Origin of the sequence: Achromobacter spanius (assembly GCF_002966795.1) — a bacterium.
Classification (GTDB): Bacteria; Pseudomonadota; Gammaproteobacteria; order Burkholderiales; family Burkholderiaceae_B; genus Achromobacter; species Achromobacter spanius_D.
Genome location: NZ_CP023270.1, coordinates 6,178,366 through 6,197,810, shown reverse-complemented (window position 1 = coordinate 6,197,810; position 19,445 = coordinate 6,178,366). Strand labels below are relative to the sequence as shown.

Sequence of the window (19,445 nt, the reverse complement as noted above, 5' to 3'; positions counted from 1 at the left end):
AAAGCCCTCTGGCTTGTGGCCAGAGGGCTGCCTGGTAGCGGATTCACGGCCGACGTGGCCCGTGGATCAGCTGCCCAGGTGGGGGGGATAGTCCAGGTTGCCGAAGGTCACCAGGCCTTCGGTCTTGGCTTGTGCCAGTTGCGATTCAACTTGGGCGCGGGTCAGCGACGTGGCGGAAGCCGAGGCGGCGACGGGCGGGTAGTCCATGTTGCCGAAGGTCACTTGGCCGGCGTTCTTGGCCTGGGCCAGTTCGGCTTGGACTTGCTGCGAGGTCAGGCTGGAGTGTTGAGCGATGGGGGCGGGGTAGCCTTCTTCGCCGAACGTGTATTGGCCCGAAACCTTGGCTTGTTGCAGTTCAGCTTGAACTTGAGCGCGGGTGGGAGCTTGGTCGGCTTCGGCGGCTTGAGCGCCAGCAGCCAGAACGGACATGGACAGCATCAGTGCGGTAGCAAGGGTTTTCATGGCAGACCTCCGAGTCTTGTGAGCTTGGGATTCGAGCCCTAGGCCTGACTGCCTGGGGCTCGCTTGCTGTGTCCCGATGAGAGGCATTCTGTGCCTAAACAACCCTGGGATAAACCCTTATTACCTGAAAACATCTTTCCAAAATCATGGCTAATCGGTTTGGATTGTCCATGTTGGCGCCATGGGTGGCGATATTTCCATTGCGTGACGCGTCAGATTTCCGGCCAGCGCGTGCGGACGCGCTGGCCCGTGGGAAGCACCGCTTCAGCGGTTCAGATCGGCCAGTGCGTCGTTGTATTCGGTCTGCGCTTCTTCGAGCTTGCGCTGGGCCTTGTCGATCTTGTCCTGCTTGCCCTTGGCCTGCGCCTCTTTCAGCTCCTGCTGGCGTTCGGTGACCTTGGATTGTTTTTCGCGCACGTCGGCTTCGCGTTGCGATTGCAGGCGGCTGTCGGTGCAGCTTGCCTTGGCCTCGGACAGCGCCTTGCGCAGGCCCGCCTCGCGGCGCGAGTTGTTCTGCGCCTGCGCGGCGGCGATGTCGTTCTCGATGTGGCAGAACTTGGCCTCGCAACCGCGCAGCGGGGCGCAGTCGGTGGCGGCCTGGGCCGGCAGCGTGGCAAAGAGGGCGCACACGGCGGCGGCGGTGGTCAGGGATTTGATCATTGCGGGCATGCGGTGACTCCGTGACGGGGGGTGGAAAGCCCATCATCGCCCGCGGTTGGCAATCCCGCAAATGCACGACGCGATTGACTGGGGGCGGCTGGGCCCCCGTCGCCAATGCAGCGTCAGCGTGTCAACCGCGCCGCGTCAGCGGATCAGCGTGCCGGCGAGCGCCGCCACGACCAGCAATGCGCCCAGCCACAGGTTGGCGCGGAACAGCATGAAGTTGCGTTGGGGATGCTGGATGTCGAAGACCTTCAATTGCCAGGCAAGATGCGCGGCCACGGCCACCATGCCGACCTGATACGCCCACGACAGGCCGATTGCGTATCCGCCCCAGGCCCACAGCAGCACGGTGCCGACGTAGAACCCGCCGATCCAGAGCTTGCCTTGATCGCCGAAGCGCATGGCGGTCGAGTGCAGGCCCACGCTGCGGTCGTCGCGCACGTCGACGTAGGCGTAGATGCTGTCATAGCCCACCTGCCACAACACCGCGCCCAGCCACATGGCGATGGCGGCGAGCGGCACGTGGTTCTGCGTGTCCGACCAGGCCATCAGCATGCCCCAGTTGAAGCAGATGCCCAGCACGACCTGCGGCCAGTAGGTGACGCGCTTGCACAGCGGATAGATGAAGACGAAGGGCAGCACGGCCACGGCCAGCCAGCGGCTCATGTCGTTCAGGAAGAACAGCAGCGACCCGCAGACCAGCAGCTGGCCCAGCAGGAACCACACGGCGTTCTTCATCGACAACTGGCCGCTGGTCAGCGGACGGAAGCGCGTGCGCTCGACGTGCTTGTCGAAGTCGCGGTCGCACATGTCGTTGACCGTGCAGCCGATGCCGCGCATCAGCAGGGCGCCCAGCGAAAAGACGATCAGGCGTTGCAGGTCGGGCAGGCCGCCCGCGGCCTGGACCAGCGCGGCGATGGCCGGCAGCAGGGTCAGCCAGGTGCCGATGGGGCGGTCCAGGCGGCACAGCCGCGCGTAGGGCCGCCACGACTTCGGGAGCCAGCGTTCGACCCAGTCGGTGAAGACGATGTCACTGAGATCGGCGGGGGATTGTTGCGAAGCGCTCACTGTCACGGTCAAAAGTGGTCGGGAAAGCCGACAGCATAAAACAACGGCCGGGCATCGCGCCCGGCCGATCGGTGTTCAAGGCCTCCGCGTGGTCCCTGGCGGGACGTCGGCGGTGTAACCCGTCATTCCGCCTTCAGCAGCTTGCCCAGGATGGCGATGCCGGTGCGGATTTTGTCTTCCGGCACGGTGGCGAAACTGAGGCGCAGCGTGTTGCGCTTGCCTTCGCCGCTGTAGAACGGCGCGCCGGGCACGAAGGCCACGTTCTGCGCGATGGCCTTTTCCAGCAGCTTGGTGCTGTCGATGTGCTCGGGCAGCGTCAGCCAGATGAACATGCCGCCTTCCGGCTTGGTCCAGGTGACGGTGGACGGGAATTCCTTCTGGATGGCGTCCAGCATGCAGCTGCCCTGGGCGCGGTAGATCTCGCGCACGTTGGGCAGGTGTTCGGCCAGGAAGCCGTCCTTGACGATCTCGTACACGGCCATCTGCGTCAGCGTGGGCGTGTGCAGGTCGGTTGCCTGCTTGGCCTGCACCAGCTTGTTGATGAGCGCGCGGCCGCCGGCGATGTAGCCCAGGCGCAGGCCGGGGGCCAGCACCTTGGAGAACGTGCCCAGGCGCACGACGTTGGCGCCGTATTCCTTGGCCAGCGCGATCAGGCCGGGCTGCGGCTCGCCTGCGTAGCGCAGTTCGCCGTAGGGATCGTCCTCGACGATGACCAGGCCCAGTTCGGCGGCGCGCTTGACCAGCGCGATGCGGCGTTCCAGGTTGAGCGTGCGGCCGGTCGGGTTCTGGAAGTTGGGCAGGGCGTACAGGAAGCGGGCGCCGTCAGCCAGCTCGGGCGTGATCGCTTCGGGGATCAGGCCGCCTTCGTCGGTGGGCACCGGCACGAAGTTCGGCTGGTACAGGCTGAACGATTGCAGCGCGCCCAGGTAGCTGGGGTCTTCGACCAGCACCTTGCTGTCCTTGTCGATCAGCACCTTGCCCAGCAGATCCAGCGCCTGCTGCGAGCCGGAGACGATCAGGACCTGGTCGGGGGCGATGTCGGCGCCCGATGCGGTCAGGTCATCGGCCACCCACTTGCGCAGGGGCGCGTAGCCTTCGGTGGGGCCGTATTGCAGGGCAGCGCGGCCATTGGTGGACAGTACCTTGTCGAATGCCGCACGCACCACTTCTACCGGGAAGCCGCCGGGCGCGGGCAGGCCGCCTGCGAACGAAATGACTTCGGGGCGCTCGGTTACCTTGAGAATCTCGCGGATGGCGGAGCTGGTGAGTTGCAGGGCGCGTTCCGAAAAGGAAAACGCAGGTTCGAAGGGCTTGTCCATGGCGTGCTTCTTGATCAAGAAGGGTGGGTCGGTTGATACGTTTGACAACGAAGTATTGTCCCACACGGTAACAGTCCGGCCCCTTTAACGGGTGGAACCCCTAAAATCACCTGCATCGATAACCGCCAGTACAGTTACATCCATGTTCGAAGCCGCTCCCATCACCGCCGAGTCCAAAGCCGCCCTGTATGCCGAACTGGCCGTTCAGGCGCGTGCGTTGCTGGAAGGCGAGCCCGACCGCATCGCCAACGCCGCCAACCTGAGCGCGCTGGCGTTTCAGGCCTTGCCCGACCTGAACTGGGTGGGCTTTTATTTCTTTGACGGTACGGAACTCGTCCTGGGACCGTTCCAGGGCAAGCCCGCGTGCGTGCGCATTCCGCTCAATCGCGGCGTGTGCGGCGCGGCCGCCAGCCAGCGTCAGACGCAGCTCGTGCCGGACGTGCATGCCTTTCCCGGCCACATCGCTTGCGACGCGGCCTCGCGGTCCGAAATCGTGGTGCCGCTGGTGCACAAGGGTGAACTGATCGGCGTGTGGGACGTGGACAGCCCCGTGCCGGACCGGTTCGACGCAGACGACCGCAAGGGCATGGAAGCGCTGTGCGCGGTGTTCCTGGCGGCCTTGGGCTGAAGGCCTGCAGGCCCCGCCTTGCCGCCGCGTTGACACCGCCGCGCCCGCCCGGTAGATTTCTGCATCCGCCGCATATCGCGTCCCGCTCATCCATGATTCATCAGGCCCACCAGACTGCTAGCCGACTCCGCGCCCTTGGCGTGGTGCTGGCTGCCGCCGGCCTGAAATCCAAAAAACAGCCGCTCATCTGACCGGAGCATGCTGTTCCGTCAGATGGGCGACGGAACAGCGGCCTCCTGGCGGCGCTTTGGCGCCTCCGCGCGCACCCCCTGACATCCCGAGCACTTCTGTACGGTCCCCCCAACGGTCCTTACGAAGGAGTGTTCTCATGCAATCAAATCAATCTCTGTTCCAGGGCGTCTGGGTGCCGCTGGTCACGCCGTTTTCCGGCGGCCATGTCGATGGCGGGGCGCTGCGCCGCCTCGTGCGCCACTACGTGGCCGCGGGCGTCGACGGGCTGGTCGTGTGCGGCAGCACGGGCGAGGCCGCGGCGCTGGACGATGCCGAACAGCTCGCCGTGCTGGATGCGGTGCTGGCCGAGGCGGGCGGCCTGCCCATCGTCATGGGGTTGGCGGGCAATCATCAGGGCCACGTGCTGCAGCGGCTGACGGCGTTCGGCACGCGGCCGCTGGCCGGCATCCTGGCGCCCGCGCCGTACTACGTGCGGGCGGGTCAGGAAGGGGCCGCGGCGTACTTCCGCTGCCTGGCCGATGCCTCGCGTTTTCCCCTGGTGCTCTACGACATTCCATACCGGACCGGCACCACGCTGGAAACGCCGACGCTGCTGGCCCTGGCTGCGCATCCCAACATCGCCGCCATCAAGGACTGCGGCGGCTCGCTGGACAAGACGGTGGCGCTGATCAACGATGGACAGTTGAATGTGCTGGCGGGCGAGGATCTGCAATCGCTGTCCGCGATGTGCCTGGGCGCCACCGGCATGATCGCCGCCGCCGCGCACCTGCGTCCCGATCTGTTCGTGGCGATGCACCGCGCGGTGCAAGCCCAGCGGCTGGACGATGCCCGCGCGCTGTTCCATGCGTTGGCGCCGGTGATCCAACTGGTGTTCGGCGAGCCGAATCCCGGTCCGTTGAAGGCCGCGCTTGCACGGCAGGGCCTGCTGTCGAATGAATTGCGTCTGCCCATGCTGCCGGCCAGCGCGGCGCTCGCGGCGCGATTGGACGCCGCCGTGGACGCGGTGGATCGCCAGTTTCCGGCGCAGGAACCCACGCTGCGCGCCGCATGAGCGCTTTGTGGCGTCCGGATTCAATTGGTAATAAATGCCCTACCGGGAAGCTGACGGATTGCTTATGATGCGGCCATTCTTCGGGGTGAAACACAACCTTCATGGGTCAAGCTTTTGAAGCCTTGTCCGCCTGGCAGGTCATGCTGGCGGGGCTGCTCTTCTTCGGCGGCATCTACCTGGTCTTTGGCGCGGCCACGTGGTTGCTGACCCGGCACATCCTGCCGGCCCTGGGCCTGGGCCGGCCGCTCGATCCACGGCCGCTCGCGCCGGGCCAGTTGCGCCGTGAGCTGGCGCAGTCCGGCCTGTCGATCCTGCTGTTCGGCACCGGCATGATCTTTCCGTGGGGCCTCTTGCAACTGGGATGGGCGCGCCTGGATCCGGACGCGAGCGGACAGAAGATCGTGCTGGAAATCCTGGCGCTGGTGGCCTGGAACGACGTGCATTTCTGGATCAATCACCGGCTGCTGCACACGCGGCTCTTGCGCCGCTTTCACCTGCCGCACCACCGGTCGGTGGTGACGACGCCGTTTTCAACCTACAGCTTTCATCCCATCGAGGCGCTGATGCTGGGCAACGTGATCCTGCTGCCCATGGTGGTGCACGATTTCAGCTTCTGGTCGCTGTTGTCGGTGCCGATCTTCAGCCTGTTCTTCAATTGCATCGGCCACGCCAACTACGATTTCTTTCCCAAGGTCTCGTACGCGCACTGGTTTGCCGCCAGCCGCCGGCACCATCTGCACCATGCCTGCTACAACGGCAATTACGGCTTCCAGTTCACCTTCATGGATCGCCTGTTCCGCACGCGGTTGGGGGCGGAGGCTGCCGAGCGCCAGCTGGAGGCCTACCGGCAGCGCGAGTCCGGCGCTGGCGTGCGAGGCTCGGCATAGTGGCGGCAAGTATTGGCCCAAATGGCCCGAATCGTCCGAATGCCCCGCGGCGCGCGCTGCCGGCGCTGCGCAACCGGCGCGATTGGCAAAGCCTGGCCTATCTGGCCGCGCTGCCGCTGCTGGCGGCCTGGCAGTGGTTCAACGGGTTCTGGTGGCCGGCCTACGCGCTGATGCTGTTCTTGACCCTGGGCATCGGCGTCATCCATCACAACCACACGCACATCCGGATGTGGCGCGGCCGCTGGGCCAACCGCATCACCGACTTCTGGATCACGCTGCTGCAGGGCCATCCGACGTTCGTGTTCTATCCGGCCCACGTGGCCAATCATCACCGCTACAAGCATGGCGAGCGCGACGTGGCGCGCACGTACCGGTTTGGCGGCGACACCAATCACCTGTGGGGCTACATCATCCATCCGGTGCAAGCGGGCTGGGTCCTGTATCCGCTGTTCTTCGCGTGGCTGGGCCGGCTGCGCCGGCATTGGCCGGGCGCCTGGCGCTATTGCATGGCGCAGTACGGCGCGTGGCTGGGCTTGTGGGCCGGGCTGATCGCAGTGAACCCGGTCAAGGCGTTGGTATTCGTGATTGTTCCGCAGCTGCACGGCCTGCATTGGCTGCTGGCCACCAATTACCTGCAGCACGCGCATGCGGACGGCGGGCCGCGGCACGTCGCGGGCCTGAACTACGCGCGCAATTTCGAGGGGCTGGTCAATCCGCTCCTCTTTAACATCGGCCTGCACACCGCGCATCACGAGCATCCGCGCGCGCACTGGTCCGAACTGACCGTCCTGCATCGCGACCACTACCGCAGCCGCGTGCGCGCCGAACTGAATGAACGCGGCCTCGTGCTCTACATGTTCCGCACCTTCGTGCTGGGCGCTTTCGTGCCGCGCTTTCGCAGCCGTTCCTGCATGGCGCCCGAGCACGTCCGCTAGCGCCCCTCCCCCCATTTCCCAACCAGAGATCCGCCATGCCCATTGCGTTTCAACGTGTCTACCTGGAGAGCGCCGGCTATTTCATGCCGGGCGAGCCCGTGTCCAACGAGGCCATGGACGACTACATCGCGCCGCTGAACCGCATGTCCAGCCGGATCAAGAGCCGCATCCTGACTGAAAACGGCATCAAGCAACGCTACTACGCGATTGATCGCGATGGCGCGACCGTGTTCTCGAATGCGCAGCTCGCGGCCAACGCGATTCGCGATTGCCTGCGGCGCCACGACACCGATCTGTCGGCCGTGTCGCTGCTGGCAAGCGGATCGTCCGGCGGCGATGCGCTGATGCCGGGCTTTTCCAACATGATCCAGGGCGAGCTGGCCGCGCCGCCGATGGAAACCCTGTCGGTGCACGGCATCTGCGCCGCAGGCGTGTCGGCGATCCAGGCGGCCGCGCAAGGCGTGGAGCTGGGCGCGCACGCCAGCGCCCTGGCCGTGGCCAGCGAGCTGCCGTCGCGCCTCTTCAAACGTTCCCGATTTGCCGCGCGCGGTTACGACGCCGATTTCGACGCGCACTTCCTGCGCTGGATGCTGTCGGATGGCGCCGGCGCGGTGCTGCTGGGCAATGGCGACCGGCCGCTGCCCGGCGCGTCGCAAGGCGTGCGGCTGCGCTTGAAGTGGGTGCATCAGCGCTCGTTCTCGGGCGACTATCCGGTGTGCATGCAGCTTGGGCTGTCCGCCGACCGGAGCAAGGGGCATCTGGATTATCCGTCGTGGAACGAGGCCGAGGCCGACGGCGCGCTGTCGCTGCGCCAGGACATCCGCCTGTTGCCGCATCTGTTCGACATCGGCATCCACGAGTACGCCAAGCTGGTGCGCGACGGCTGGGTGGATCCGGACCAGGTCGATCATTTCCTGTGCCATTACTCATCGGAAAAATTCATCCCGGTCGTGGAAGACCTGATGGAAAAGGCCGGCCTGGTGATTCCGCGCGAGCGCTGGTTCAGCAACCTGGCGTGGCGCGGCAACACGGGCGCCGCCTCCATCATGATCATGCTGGCCGAGTTCCTGGAAACCCGCGAGATCAAGCCGGGCGAGCAGATCTTCTGCTACATCCCCGAATCCGGGCGCTTCATGGCGGCCTACATGCTGCTGGAAGCCGAAGCGGTGCACGCCAAGCCCGCGGCTGCTGCTGGGGCGCCTGGCGTCGCTACGCCGGGCGTCGCTACGCCGGGCGTCGCCGCGCGCGAGGATGCAGCGTCCGTCGACGCCGAGGCCATCGCACCGCCGCATGATCCCGACATGGCGCCGCAAGGCCTGGGCCAGCTGCTGACCGAGTTGGCGGCGATCTGGCACGACTACCGCTCGCGCGTGTGGCGCACGCCGGTGGTCCGCCGCCTGCGCAACCGCCAGTTCCAGACTGCGGATTACCTGACGTGGATGGAGAACTGGATTCCGCAGGTGCGCGAAGGCAGCAAGTGGATGCGCGAGGGTGCTGCATCGCTGACCGAGCAGTACGCGCCGCTGGCCGCGCTGATCGACATGCACGCGGGCGAGGAGCAGAACGACTTCCAGATACTGTTCGACGACTACCGCACCGCCGGCGGCACGGTGGACAGCATCGACGCCCTGCGCCGCAATCCCGGCGGCGAGGCGCTCAATGCCTACCTGCACAGCCTGGCCGCCACGCGCGATCCGATCGGGCTTCTGGGAGCCATCTACATCATCGAGGGCACGGGGCAGCGCATCGTGCCGGCCCTGCTGCCGCTGCTCAAGGCCAGCCTGAAGCTGCCGCCCGATGCCTTCCGCTTCCTGGAATACCACGGCCACAACGATGAGCATCATCTGGCGCGCTGGCTGTCGGCGGTGGAGCTGGCGCTCGATTGCGACGAGGACGGCCGCGCCGAGCAGCGCATCGTCGACACCGCACGCCGCACGGCGGCGCTTTACCTGATGCAGTTTCATCACGTGATGGAGGCGGACGCGGCATGAACAAGGAGCCCGAATTCCTTGCCCGGGAGCACGATCCCGCGGATCCCAGCCCCTGGCTCGCGCTGTACCTGGACCGCAGCACGCCGCTGCCGGACAAGGTCAAGAAGGCCTGGCTGACGGATTCCAGCTGCGCGTCGCGCCAGTACCTGCTGCCGTTCCTGCGGCCGCTTGCGCGGGCCTTCATCATCCTGATCCAGATCGTAAAGACGTTCCTGCCGCGCCGCTGGTCGCATTCCCGGGTGCTGCACCGCATTCTGGCGTGGGGTCTGAAGCGCTTCGTGTCGCCCGAGGCCAACTGGCTCATCCTGCGGCACTTTCACCTGGGGGCGCAGGCGCTGGCCTTCATCGCCGCGAACTCGCCGGTGCCCGTCAGCACCACGCCGCTCGAGCCGATGACGATCGACGACCTGAAGGACGATCTGTTCGTCAAGCACGACCTGAACCTCTTTAACTTCGTCATCCGGCTGAACCAGGCGCTGCGCGATGCGGGCGTGGAAATGCACGCGCCGCAGACGGTGGACTTTTCCATGCTGCGCGACCCGCCGATTCGGCTGGAGGACATGCCGCAAGGCAAGCTGAACTTCCTGGACCTGCAAAGCGCCATCGAGCTGTTCACGCCGCTGTATCAACTGCTGCTGACCGATAACGACTTCTGGCGCGCGGCCAATTCGTTGCAGCTCGATGAGACCGTCGGCATCTATGCGGCCAAGCTGCTGGGCGCGCCGCAGCACCTGATCCTGGTCAACAACAGCCATCCGCTGGTGCCGATGTCCACGTTGCGCGCCGGCTACCGGCTGGTGCTGCACGGGCTGTCCACCGAGATGCTGCACAGCCTGCTGATGGAGATGAAGGCGGCGCAGGCGGGCGCCGAACCGCCGGCCCCGATCGCGTAGAAAAGGCGGCAGGGATCAGTGTTGACCCTGCGTTACACCGGCGGGCCGCTGGGCTATATTGCGACGCTTGTCCGACAAGCCCGCCGGAGCGCGTATCCGCCGGGCGTCATAGGAATTGCTGCACATGCCCCAGACGCTAGAAGTCATCGCCACCCTCCTGTTTGCCGTGGCGGTTCTTCACACCTTCTCGGTTCCCTTCTTCGCGCGCCTTGCGCATCGGGGCGGACCGCACGCGGGCTTCTGGCACCTGTTTTCCGAGGTCGAGGCGGTCTTCGGCGTCTGGGCCTTCGCGCTGATCGTGACCATGGCGGCGCTGGCCGGACCGTCGGCCGCCATCGACTACATGGACACGCGCAACTTCACGGAACCGCTGTTCGTCTTCGTGATCATGGTGGTGGCGGCGAGCCGGCCGATTCTTGAGCTGGTGGGGCTGCTGGTCCGCATCGTGGCGCGGGCGCTGCCGATGCCGCGCGAGCTGTCGACCTTCTTCGTGGTGATGGCCATGGTGCCGCTGGGCGGCTCGTTCATTACCGAGCCTGCCGCGATGACGCTGGCCGCCATCCTGCTGCGCGACGCCTATTTCCGCAGCAGCGGCCGGACCGGTTTCAAGTACCTGACCCTGGGTGTGCTGTTCGTGAACGTGTCGATCGGCGGCGTGCTGACGTCGTACGCCGCGCCGCCCGTCCTGATGGTGGCGGGCACGTTCGGCTGGGATTCGGCCTTCATGCTGCAGCACTTCGGCTGGCGCGCGGCGGTGGCGGTCGTCCTGAATGCGGGTCTGCTGACGTTCATCTGCCGCAAGGCGCTGCTTGAAGGCGCGGTGGGCACACGTGGCGGCGTCGATGCCCCGGACGGCGCCGGCAAGCGTCCGCCGGTGCCCGCCATCGTGATCCTGGTGCACCTGGTGTTCCTCGTCGCCATCGTACTGACCGCGCATCATCCGGCCATTTTCCTGGGCCTCTTGATGATGTTCATCGGATTTTCCGAGGCTTACAAGCGTCACCAGGACCGCCTGATGATCAAGGAAGGCCTGATGGTGGGTTTCTTCCTGGCCGGGCTGGTGGTGCTGGGCGGGTTGCAAAAATGGTGGCTGCAGGACCTGCTGGGCGGGCTGGAGCCTTTTGTCCTCTTCTGGGGCGCCACCGCGCTGACGGCCATCACCGACAACGCGGCGCTCACCTACCTGGGGTCGCTCGTGGAAGGCACCAGCGAGGCCTGGCGCTACATGCTGGTGGCCGGCGCGGTCACGGGCGGCGGGTTGACGGTGATCGCCAACGCGCCCAATCCGGCTGGATTCGCGATCCTGAAGAACCATTTCCCGGATGGCAGCATTTCATCCGGGCGCCTGTTCCTGTGCGCCTTGGGACCCACCCTGGTGGCCGCCGTGATGTTCCTGCTGCCCGTGTAGGGAAGGGCCCGCCCGCACCGGGGGGGCCATCCCCCGGCCGTCGGCTGGCGGCCGGCAGGGAGGGGCGGACTCCGACGCTTTATGAAAAACCGCTAAAATTCAAGACTTTCCCGTATTTTTCCGGCCTTGCCTAGCCGCCGAGCCTTGCGCCCGCGCGCGGCAGCAGGCGGAATTTGATATGCCGGGCTTCTCGCCTGGGAGTCCTCGATGCCCATCTACGCCTACAAGTGCAGCGCCTGCGGCCACGCCAAAGACGTCTTGCAGAAGATTTCCGATGCGCCGCTTTCGGTCTGCCCCGAATGCGGCCAAAGCACGTTTTCCAAGCAGGTGACCGCGGCTGGATTCCAGCTCAAGGGATCCGGCTGGTATGTCACGGACTTCCGTAACAACGGCAGCGGCAACAGCAGCAACAACGGCAGCAACCCGGGCGCCGCCCCGGCAAGCGCGCCGGCATCCGCTGACAGCGCCGCGCCCGCCGCCACCCCGGCTGCAGCGCCTGCCGCAGCCCCGGCCCCGGCGACGCCTGCTGCCGGCAGCGCTGCTTCCTAGAGCGCATCGCGATGCGGATGCGCGTCATCAAGAAGTACTTCATCACCGGGCTGCTGATCTGGGTTCCCCTGGTCATCACGGTGTGGGTACTGGGTCTGCTGGTCGCCACCCTCGAAGGGTTCGTGCCTGGCTTCCTGTCGTCCGAATCGCTGTTCGGCATCGACATTCCCGGTTTCCGCTTCGTCCTGGTCATCGTGGTGGTGCTTCTGACGGGCGTGTTCGCCGCCAACCTGATCGGCCGCACCATGGTGGACCAGTGGGAAACCCTGCTGGGCCGCATCCCGCTCGTGCGCTCCATCTACAACTCGGTCAAGCAGGTCAGCGATACCGTGCTTGCCCCCAACGGACAGGCGTTTCGCCGCGCGGTGCTGGTGCAGTATCCGCGGGCAGGCGCCTGGACTATCGCTTTCGTCACCGGCACGCCCAGCGGTGAAGTGGCCGACAGCCTGCCTGGCGACCACATCAGCCTGTATGTGCCGACGACACCCAACCCCACATCCGGCTTTTTCCTGATGGTGCCTCGCGCCGAGGTCGTTGACCTTCAGATGAGCGTGGACGCGGCCTTGAAGTACATCGTTTCCATGGGCGTGGTCGCCCCGGTCCCGGCGGCAACGCCCGTGGTCCGGCCGGCTGTGCTCTCTCCGGCGCCGGGCGTGCAGGACGCACCCCGCGCCGATTCGTAACCCTTACACACCAAGCACAAAACGGAGTCATCCCGCATGCGTACCTGCTACACCGGCCAGGTTTGCCGTGACCATCTCGGCCAGACCGTCACCCTGTACGGCTGGGTGAACCGCCGCCGCGACCACGGCGGGGTCATCTTCATCGACCTGCGCGACCGCGCCGGCCTTGCCCAGATCGTGTTCGATCCGGACAACGCCGCCTTCGCCACCGCCGAGCGTCTGCGCAATGAATTCTGCGTCCGCGTCACCGGCCTGGTGCGCGAGCGTCCGGCCGGCACGGCCAACGCCGAACTGGCTTCGGGCGAGATCGAAGTGCTCTGCAAGGAAGTCGAGATCCTGAACGCGTCGGTCACCCCGCCGTTCCAGCTGGATGACGACAACCTGTCGGAAACCACCCGCCTGACGCACCGCGTGCTGGACCTGCGCCGTCCGCAGATGCAGCGCAACCTGATGCTGCGCTACCGCGTGTCCATCGAAACCCGCAAGTTCCTGGACGAACTGGGCTTCATCGACATCGAAACGCCCATGCTGGCCAAGAGCACGCCCGAAGGCGCGCGCGACTACCTGGTGCCCTCGCGTGTGAACGCCGGCCACTTCTTCGCGCTGCCGCAGTCGCCGCAGCTCTTCAAGCAGATGCTGATGGTCTCGGGCTTTGACCGCTACTACCAGATCACCAAGTGCTTCCGCGACGAAGACCTGCGCGCCGACCGTCAGCCGGAGTTCACCCAGATCGATTGCGAAACCTCGTTCCTGAACGAATTCGAAATCCGTGAAATCTTCGAAAACCTGATCCGCCACGTGTTCAAGGTGGTGCAGGGCGTCGACCTGCCGTCGCCGTTCCCGATCATGCCGTGGACCGAAGCGATGCGCCGCTACGGCTCGGACAAGCCCGATCTGCGCGTGCAGCTCGAGTTCACCGATATCACCGACGTCATGCGCGACGTGGACTTCAAGGTGTTTGCCGCCGCCGCCACGGCGCCGGGCAGCCGCGTGGTCGCCCTGCGCGTGCCGGGTGGCGCCGAGATGTCGCGCAGCGAGATCGACGCCTACACCCAGTTCGTCGGCATCTACGGCGCCAAGGGCCTGGCCTACATCAAGGTCAACGACGTGGCCAAGGGCCGCGACGGCCTGCAATCGCCCATCGTCAAGAACCTGCACGACGCTGCCCTGGCCGAACTGGTCAAGCGCACCGGCGCCCAGGACGGCGACATCATCTTTTTTGGCGCGGACCGCGAGAAGGTCGTCAACGACGCCATTGGCGCGCTGCGCGTGAAGATCGGCCACAGCGAATTCGGCAAGAAGACGGGCCTGTTCACGGCCGGCTGGAAGCCGCTGTGGGTGGTCGACTTCCCGATGTTCGAATACGACGAGGAAGACGGCCGCTACACCGCCGCTCACCACCCGTTCACCAGCCCCAAGGACGGTCACGAGGACTTCCTGGAATCCGACCCCAGCAAGGCGTTCGCCAAGGCCTACGACATGGTCCTGAACGGCTGGGAAATCGGCGGCGGCTCGGTCCGTATCCACCGCGAGGAAGTGCAGAGCAAGGTGTTCCGCGCGCTGAAGATCGGCGCCGAGGAAGCCCGCGAGAAGTTCGGCTACCTGCTGGACGCGCTGCAGTACGGCGCACCTCCGCACGGCGGCATCGCCTTCGGCCTGGACCGCATCGTCACGATGATGACCGGCGCCGAATCGATCCGCGACGTGATCGCCTTCCCGAAGACGCAGCGCGCCCAGGACCTCCTGACGCAAGCGCCCTCGGAAGTCGACGAGAAGCAACTGCGCGAGCTGCACATCCGCCTGCGCAACGTCGAAAAGGCGTAATCCGCCGGAGCGCCTTTGGCGCTCGCCCCGGCGGCCTCCTTTACGGGGGCCCGCTGGCGGACCGGCAGAGCCGGATCCGCTGCGGTGCGCTTGAGGGACGCCGGTAGCTCGCGCTGCCGCAAAGATGGGAACATACGGCTGAAATGGGGTAATCTGGCTAACGCCGCCAAACACGGCGGCGGCTGGCCAGAGGACCTACCGGGACCCGGCCGGCGGTTCTCAAGATTTGAAAGGCGCCATTGCTTCCATGTCGCTCATCCGAGTCGTCAGCTACAACATACACAAGGGCCGTTCGGCACTGGGCCGGCGCGACTCCCTGAATGAACTTCGCCTGGGCCTGTATGGCCTGCGCCCCGACCTGGTCTTCCTGCAGGAGGTCCAGGGCCGCAACGAGCAGAAGTCGCTGCTCGACGCCCAGCACGAATCGCTGGCCGCCGCATTGCGGCTGGACGTCGCCTACGGCCGCAATGCCGTGCGCCACGCCACCGACCACGGCAATGCGCTGCTGTCGCGTTATCCCATTCTCGACCACGAAAATCTCGACATCTCCGACCACCGCCTGGAGCAACGTGGGCTGCTGCATGCCCGCATCGACGTGGGCGATCGGGCGGTGCATTGCTTCGTGGTGCACCTGGGCTTGTTCGCCGGCAGCCGCAGCCGCCAGATCCTGGCGCTGACCGAGCGCATCAAGCGCATGGTGCCCGATGGCGAACCCATCCTGATCGCCGGGGATTTCAACGACTGGAACGATCGTCTGGCGCCCATGTTCGTGCAGCAGCTTGGGCTGTACGAGGTGTTTTCCCATGCCCCGCGCAGCCATGGCGGCGACCTGCCGCGCCTGCGCGACTCGGTCAAGCGGCTGTCCAACGCGCTGCGGGGATTGCCCAGCAGCGGCGTCTCGGTCATGGAGCGCAACAACCAGCTCGGCATGGATGGCAGCTCCCGGCTGCTGGCGCCGCCGCCCCGCACGTTCCCTGCCGTGTTCCCGTGGTTCCGCCTGGACCGCATCTACCAGCGCGGCTTTGCCGTGCGCAGCGCCCGCGTGTTGCGCGGCCGCGAGTGGGCCAAGCTGTCCGATCATTCGCCCTTGCTCGCGGAGCTTGAACTCCCGTGAAGGACGAGCAGGACAGACTGGAGTGGGAGCAGGGCAACGATATCCGTCTGCTCCAGAACGGCGCCGACTTCTTTCCCGCACTGTGCGCCGCGATCGACGCGGCCACCGTCAGCGTGCATCTGGAAACCTACATCTTCATGCTGGACCGCACCGGCACGAAGGTGCTGGAGTGCCTGTCGGCGGCCGCGCGGCGCGGCGTCAAGGTGCGTGTCGTCCTGGATGGCTTTGGCAGCGCGCTGCACGGCGAGCGCGTGCGCGTCGCGCTGACCAATGCGGGCGCGCAGTGCCGCATCTTCCGGCCCGAACCGCGCTGGTTCGCGCGCTTCATCCCGTCGCGCAGCCGCCTGCGGCGCCTGCATCGCAAGGTCACGGTCGTCGATGGCCACATTGCCTTCATCGGCGGCATCAACGTCATCGACGACTACGATGACCTGGACCCCACCGACGGCCTGACCGGTCCGCGCTTTGACTTCGCCGTGCAGGTCGAAGGCCCGCTCGTCACGCAGGCGGCCCATGCACAGGAACTCCTGTGGGTGCGCCTGAACTGGGCGCGCCTGCGCCGCCACCCGCGCGACTGGCATCGGCTGCAGCTGCTCAAGCCGCGCGTCGTTCCTGCTCCGCCGGGCGGCATGCTGCGCGCCGCGCTGGTGCTGCGCGACAACCTGCGTTTCCGCAGGACATTCGAGCGTGCCTACCTGTTTGGCATCTCGCGTGCGCGGCGCGACATCCTGATCGCCAACGCCTATTTCTTTCCGGGCGTGCGCTTTCGCCGCGCGCTGGCCAAGGCCGCGGCGCGCGGCGTGCGCGTGCGGCTGCTGCTGCAGGGCAAGGTCGAATACCGGATGCAGTATCACGCCACGCGTTCGCTGTACGACAAGCTGCTGCGCGACGGCATCGAGATCTACGAATACATGCCGAGCTACCTGCACGCGAAGGTCGCGGTGATCGACAACGTGGCCACCGTGGGCTCGTCGAACCTGGACCCCTTCAGCCTGCTGCTGGCGCGCGAGGCCAATGTCGTGGTCGACAGCCAGCCGTTCGCCTGGGACCTGCAGGAACGCCTGGAAACCGCCATTCGCGAGGGTGGCCGCTTCATTCGGCCGCTGGACTATCAGCGCCGGGGTTTCCTGCGGCGCTGGGTCGATGCGGCGTCCTACACGCTGCTGCGGATCGGCGTGGCGTTCACGGGCACGTCGGACAAATACTGAACGCGGGCGCGCGGCGTCAGGGCAGTAAACTACGCGTTTTGGAGGGTTGCCCTCCGGTCAGGCACAACGCAATGAGTATTCTCGTCACCGGGGGCGCCGGGTTCATCGGATCCAACTTCGTGCTGGATTGGCTGGCGCATGGCGATGAGACGGTCGTCAATCTGGACAAGCTGACCTACGCCGGCAATCGCGCCAATCTTGGCGGCCTGGAACACGACCCGCGCCATGTCCTGGTCGTGGCGGATATCGCCGACACGCATCGCGTGACCGAGGTGTTGCGCCAGCATCGCCCGCGCGCCATCGTCAATTTTGCAGCTGAAACGCATGTCGATCGTTCGATCGCGGGCGCCGGCAATTTCGTCCGGACCAACGTGGGCGGCGCCTTCGGGCTGCTGGAGGCCGCGCGCGCATTCTGGAGCGAGCTGGACGGCGCCGAGCGCGATGCGTTCCGGTTTCTGCATGTCTCGACGGACGAGGTCTACGGTTCGCTGGCGCCCGCCGACCCGGGCTTTACCGAAGCCAGCCCCTACCAGCCGAACAATCCCTATGCCGCCAGCAAGGCGGGGGGCGACCATCTGGTGCGGGCCTGGGCGCAGACCTATGGATTGCCGGTGCTCATGACGCACTGCTCCAACAATTTCGGGCCCCGGCAGTTTCCCGAGAAGCTGATTCCCTTGATGATCCACCACGCCCTGGCCGGCAAGCCTTTGCCGGTGTATGGCGATGGATTGCACGCGCGAGACTGGCTGTACGTCGCCGATCATTGCGACGGCTTGCGCAGGGTGCTGGAAGATGGCCGGCCCGGTCAGACCTACAACCTGGGCGCGGGAAACGAACGCAACACGCTGGAGGTCGTCACGGCGGTTTGCGCCTTGCTGGACACGCTGCGCCCGCGAGTCGATGGCGGCGCGTACCGGGACCTGATCGCACTGGTCGCCGACAGGCCTGGTCATGACCGCCGCTACGCCATCGATGCGGGCAAGGCGCGGCAGGAACTGGGCTGGCAGCCGGCCGAAACGTTTGCCTCGGGCCTGGAAAAGACGGTGCGGTGGTATCTGGATCATCCGCAATGGCTGCTGAAGGCGGCAAGCCGCTCTCATCCCTCCGACGGGGAGACGCCCTGATGGCAACGGTCGCGCGCAAGGGCATCATCCTGGCAGGCGGGTCGGGAACGCGGCTGCATCCCGCGACCCTCGCGGTGAGCAAGCAGCTCATGCCCGTCTACGACAAGCCCATGATCTATTACCCGCTGTCCACGCTGATGCTGGCCGGCATACGCGAGATCCTGGTCATCTCCACGCCCGAAGACCTGCCGCGTTTTCAGCAGTTGCTGGGCGATGGCGGGCAGTGGGGGTTGTCGCTGCAATACGCGGTGCAGCCGGCGCCCGAAGGCCTGGCCCAGGCGTTTCTCATTGGGGCGGATTTCATCGGACAGTCGCCGTGCGCGCTGGTGCTGGGCGACAACCTGTTCTACGGGCATGACTTCCCCCAGCTGCTGGCCGGCGCCATGGCGCGGCCAGCGGGCGCCACCATCTTTGCCTACCATGTACAGGATCCGCAGCGCTACGGCGTGGTCGAGTTCGACGCAGCGGGCAACGCGCTGCGCATCGAGGAAAAGCCCGCGTCGCCCAAGTCGAACTACGCGGTGACCGGGCTGTATTTCTACGACAACCGGGTGATCGAACTGGCGCGCCGCATCCGTCCGTCCGCGCGCAATGAGCTTGAAATCACCGATCTGAATCAGGCGTACCTGGAATTGGGCGCGCTCAACGTCGAAATCATGGGACGGGGACATGCCTGGCTCGACACCGGCACGCACGATAGCTTGCTGGATGCGTCGCAGTTCATCGCGACGCTCGAACGCCGGCAAGGGTTGAAGGTCGCGTGCCCGGAAGAGATTGCGTTCCGCAAGCAGTGGATCGACGCGGCGCAACTGGAAGCGCTGGCCCGGCCGCTGGTCAAGAGCGGCTATGGCCAATACCTGATGAACCTGCTTACCCGGTTGCCGCACTGATGCGCATCACGCCCTTGTCCCTGTCCGATGTCCTGCGCATCGACCCCGCGAAGCATCAGGACGCGCGCGGCTATTTCGTTGAGACCTATGTGCAATCGGTCTTCGATGCGGCGGTCGGCCGTCCGGTCCATTTTCTGCAAGACAACCAGTCGTACTCGCGGCGCCATGTTCTGCGCGGCCTGCACTATCAGACGCAACATCCGCAGGGAAAGCTGGTGCGCGTCACCGAAGGCGAGATCTTCGATGTTGCCGTGGACATGCGCGAGGGATCGCCCACGTTCGGCCAATGGACGAGCGAGATTCTGTCATCGGACAACCTTCGCCAGCTCTGGCTGCCGGAAGGCTTTGCACACGGATTTCTGGTGCTGTCCGATTACGCCAACGTGGTCTACAAGACGACCGCGCCGTACGCGCCGGCGCACCAGCATTGCGTGAGATGGGACGATCCGGCGCTGGCGATTGCCTGGCCAGGGCAAGGCGAGCCGATCATGTCGGACAAAGACCGCCAAGGCCTCGCCTTGGGGCAGGCACCCCGGATTGCGGTGATCTGAACCGG

19 protein-coding genes are annotated in these 19,445 nt (G+C 65.9%); 15 read left to right on the top strand and 4 right to left on the bottom strand.

Annotated features, from left to right (window positions below; translation table 11 throughout):
• Positions 1-66 precede the first annotated feature (66 nt).
• From CLM73_RS28130 to CLM73_RS28115, 4 genes are all read right to left on the bottom strand, one after another.
• Positions 67-462 (bottom strand): DUF4148 domain-containing protein, encoded by a 396-nt coding sequence (locus CLM73_RS28130; RefSeq protein WP_082579055.1) that lies wholly within the window; start codon positions 460-462, stop codon positions 67-69.
• A gap of 264 nt (positions 463-726) precedes the next feature.
• Complete coding sequence (locus CLM73_RS28125; RefSeq protein ID WP_105241224.1) at positions 727-1,131, bottom strand: DUF1090 domain-containing protein; 405 nt, start codon at positions 1,129-1,131, stop codon at positions 727-729.
• Positions 1,132-1,266: 135 nt separating this feature from the next.
• On the bottom strand, positions 1,267-2,193 hold the full coding sequence (ubiA, locus tag CLM73_RS28120; RefSeq protein ID WP_105241223.1) for a 4-hydroxybenzoate octaprenyltransferase: 927 nt from the start codon (positions 2,191-2,193) through the stop codon (positions 1,267-1,269).
• Positions 2,194-2,315: 122 nt separating this feature from the next.
• On the bottom strand, positions 2,316-3,512 hold the full coding sequence (locus CLM73_RS28115; protein ID WP_105241759.1) for a PLP-dependent aminotransferase family protein: 1,197 nt from the start codon (positions 3,510-3,512) through the stop codon (positions 2,316-2,318).
• 142 nt (positions 3,513-3,654) lie between these two features.
• Between CLM73_RS28115 and CLM73_RS28110 the strand changes: the two genes are divergently transcribed.
• From CLM73_RS28110 to rfbC, 15 genes are all read left to right on the top strand, one after another.
• Positions 3,655-4,140 (top strand): GAF domain-containing protein, encoded by a 486-nt coding sequence (locus CLM73_RS28110; protein WP_105241222.1) that lies wholly within the window; start codon positions 3,655-3,657, stop codon positions 4,138-4,140.
• 328 nt (positions 4,141-4,468) lie between these two features.
• Positions 4,469-5,383: a 4-hydroxy-tetrahydrodipicolinate synthase gene (gene dapA, locus CLM73_RS28105; RefSeq protein WP_105241221.1), complete on the top strand. Its 915-nt coding sequence runs from the start codon at positions 4,469-4,471 to the stop codon at positions 5,381-5,383.
• Between the two features lie 101 nt (positions 5,384-5,484).
• Positions 5,485-6,270: a sterol desaturase family protein gene (locus CLM73_RS28100; protein WP_056571128.1), complete on the top strand. Its 786-nt coding sequence runs from the start codon at positions 5,485-5,487 to the stop codon at positions 6,268-6,270.
• Positions 6,271-6,326: 56 nt separating this feature from the next.
• Entirely contained in the window at positions 6,327-7,205 is an 879-nt protein-coding gene (locus CLM73_RS28095) for a fatty acid desaturase (protein WP_199778370.1), read from the top strand.
• Between the two features lie 35 nt (positions 7,206-7,240).
• Positions 7,241-9,196 (top strand): StlD/DarB family beta-ketosynthase, encoded by a 1,956-nt coding sequence (locus tag CLM73_RS28090; RefSeq protein WP_105241220.1) that lies wholly within the window; start codon positions 7,241-7,243, stop codon positions 9,194-9,196.
• Positions 9,193-10,089 carry a DUF6999 family protein gene (locus CLM73_RS28085; RefSeq protein WP_105241219.1) on the top strand — a complete coding sequence of 299 codons (897 nt, stop codon included), beginning with the start codon at positions 9,193-9,195 and terminating at the stop codon, positions 10,087-10,089. The genes CLM73_RS28090 and CLM73_RS28085 overlap by 4 nt, the downstream gene beginning before the upstream one ends.
• 124 nt (positions 10,090-10,213) lie before the next feature.
• Positions 10,214-11,497: a putative Na+/H+ antiporter gene (locus CLM73_RS28080; RefSeq protein WP_105241218.1), complete on the top strand. Its 1,284-nt coding sequence runs from the start codon at positions 10,214-10,216 to the stop codon at positions 11,495-11,497.
• A 207-nt stretch (positions 11,498-11,704) separates the two neighbouring features.
• On the top strand, positions 11,705-12,046 hold the full coding sequence (locus tag CLM73_RS28075; RefSeq protein WP_105241217.1) for an FmdB family zinc ribbon protein: 342 nt from the start codon (positions 11,705-11,707) through the stop codon (positions 12,044-12,046).
• 17 nt (positions 12,047-12,063) lie between these two features.
• The gene (locus tag CLM73_RS28070; RefSeq protein WP_418904965.1) at positions 12,064-12,729 is read left to right on the top strand and encodes a DUF502 domain-containing protein; all 666 of its coding nucleotides are present in this window, start codon (positions 12,064-12,066) and stop codon (positions 12,727-12,729) included.
• 36 nt (positions 12,730-12,765) lie between these two features.
• Complete coding sequence (gene aspS / locus CLM73_RS28065; RefSeq protein ID WP_056571139.1) at positions 12,766-14,553, top strand: aspartate--tRNA ligase; 1,788 nt, start codon at positions 12,766-12,768, stop codon at positions 14,551-14,553.
• Positions 14,554-14,800: 247 nt separating this feature from the next.
• Positions 14,801-15,667 (top strand): endonuclease/exonuclease/phosphatase family protein, encoded by an 867-nt coding sequence (locus CLM73_RS28060; RefSeq protein WP_056571141.1) that lies wholly within the window; start codon positions 14,801-14,803, stop codon positions 15,665-15,667.
• Complete coding sequence (clsB, locus tag CLM73_RS28055; protein WP_105241215.1) at positions 15,664-16,875, top strand: cardiolipin synthase ClsB; 1,212 nt, start codon at positions 15,664-15,666, stop codon at positions 16,873-16,875. Before CLM73_RS28060 ends, clsB begins: the two co-directional genes overlap by 4 nt.
• 71 nt (positions 16,876-16,946) lie before the next feature.
• Positions 16,947-17,999 carry a dTDP-glucose 4,6-dehydratase gene (gene rfbB, locus CLM73_RS28050; protein WP_105241214.1) on the top strand — a complete coding sequence of 351 codons (1,053 nt, stop codon included), beginning with the start codon at positions 16,947-16,949 and terminating at the stop codon, positions 17,997-17,999.
• Positions 17,999-18,889: a glucose-1-phosphate thymidylyltransferase RfbA gene (rfbA, locus tag CLM73_RS28045; protein WP_105241213.1), complete on the top strand. Its 891-nt coding sequence runs from the start codon at positions 17,999-18,001 to the stop codon at positions 18,887-18,889. The genes rfbB and rfbA overlap by 1 nt, the downstream gene beginning before the upstream one ends.
• Positions 18,889-19,440 (top strand): dTDP-4-dehydrorhamnose 3,5-epimerase, encoded by a 552-nt coding sequence (gene rfbC / locus CLM73_RS28040; protein ID WP_105241212.1) that lies wholly within the window; start codon positions 18,889-18,891, stop codon positions 19,438-19,440. Before rfbA ends, rfbC begins: the two co-directional genes overlap by 1 nt.
• Positions 19,441-19,445: the final 5 nt, after the last annotated feature.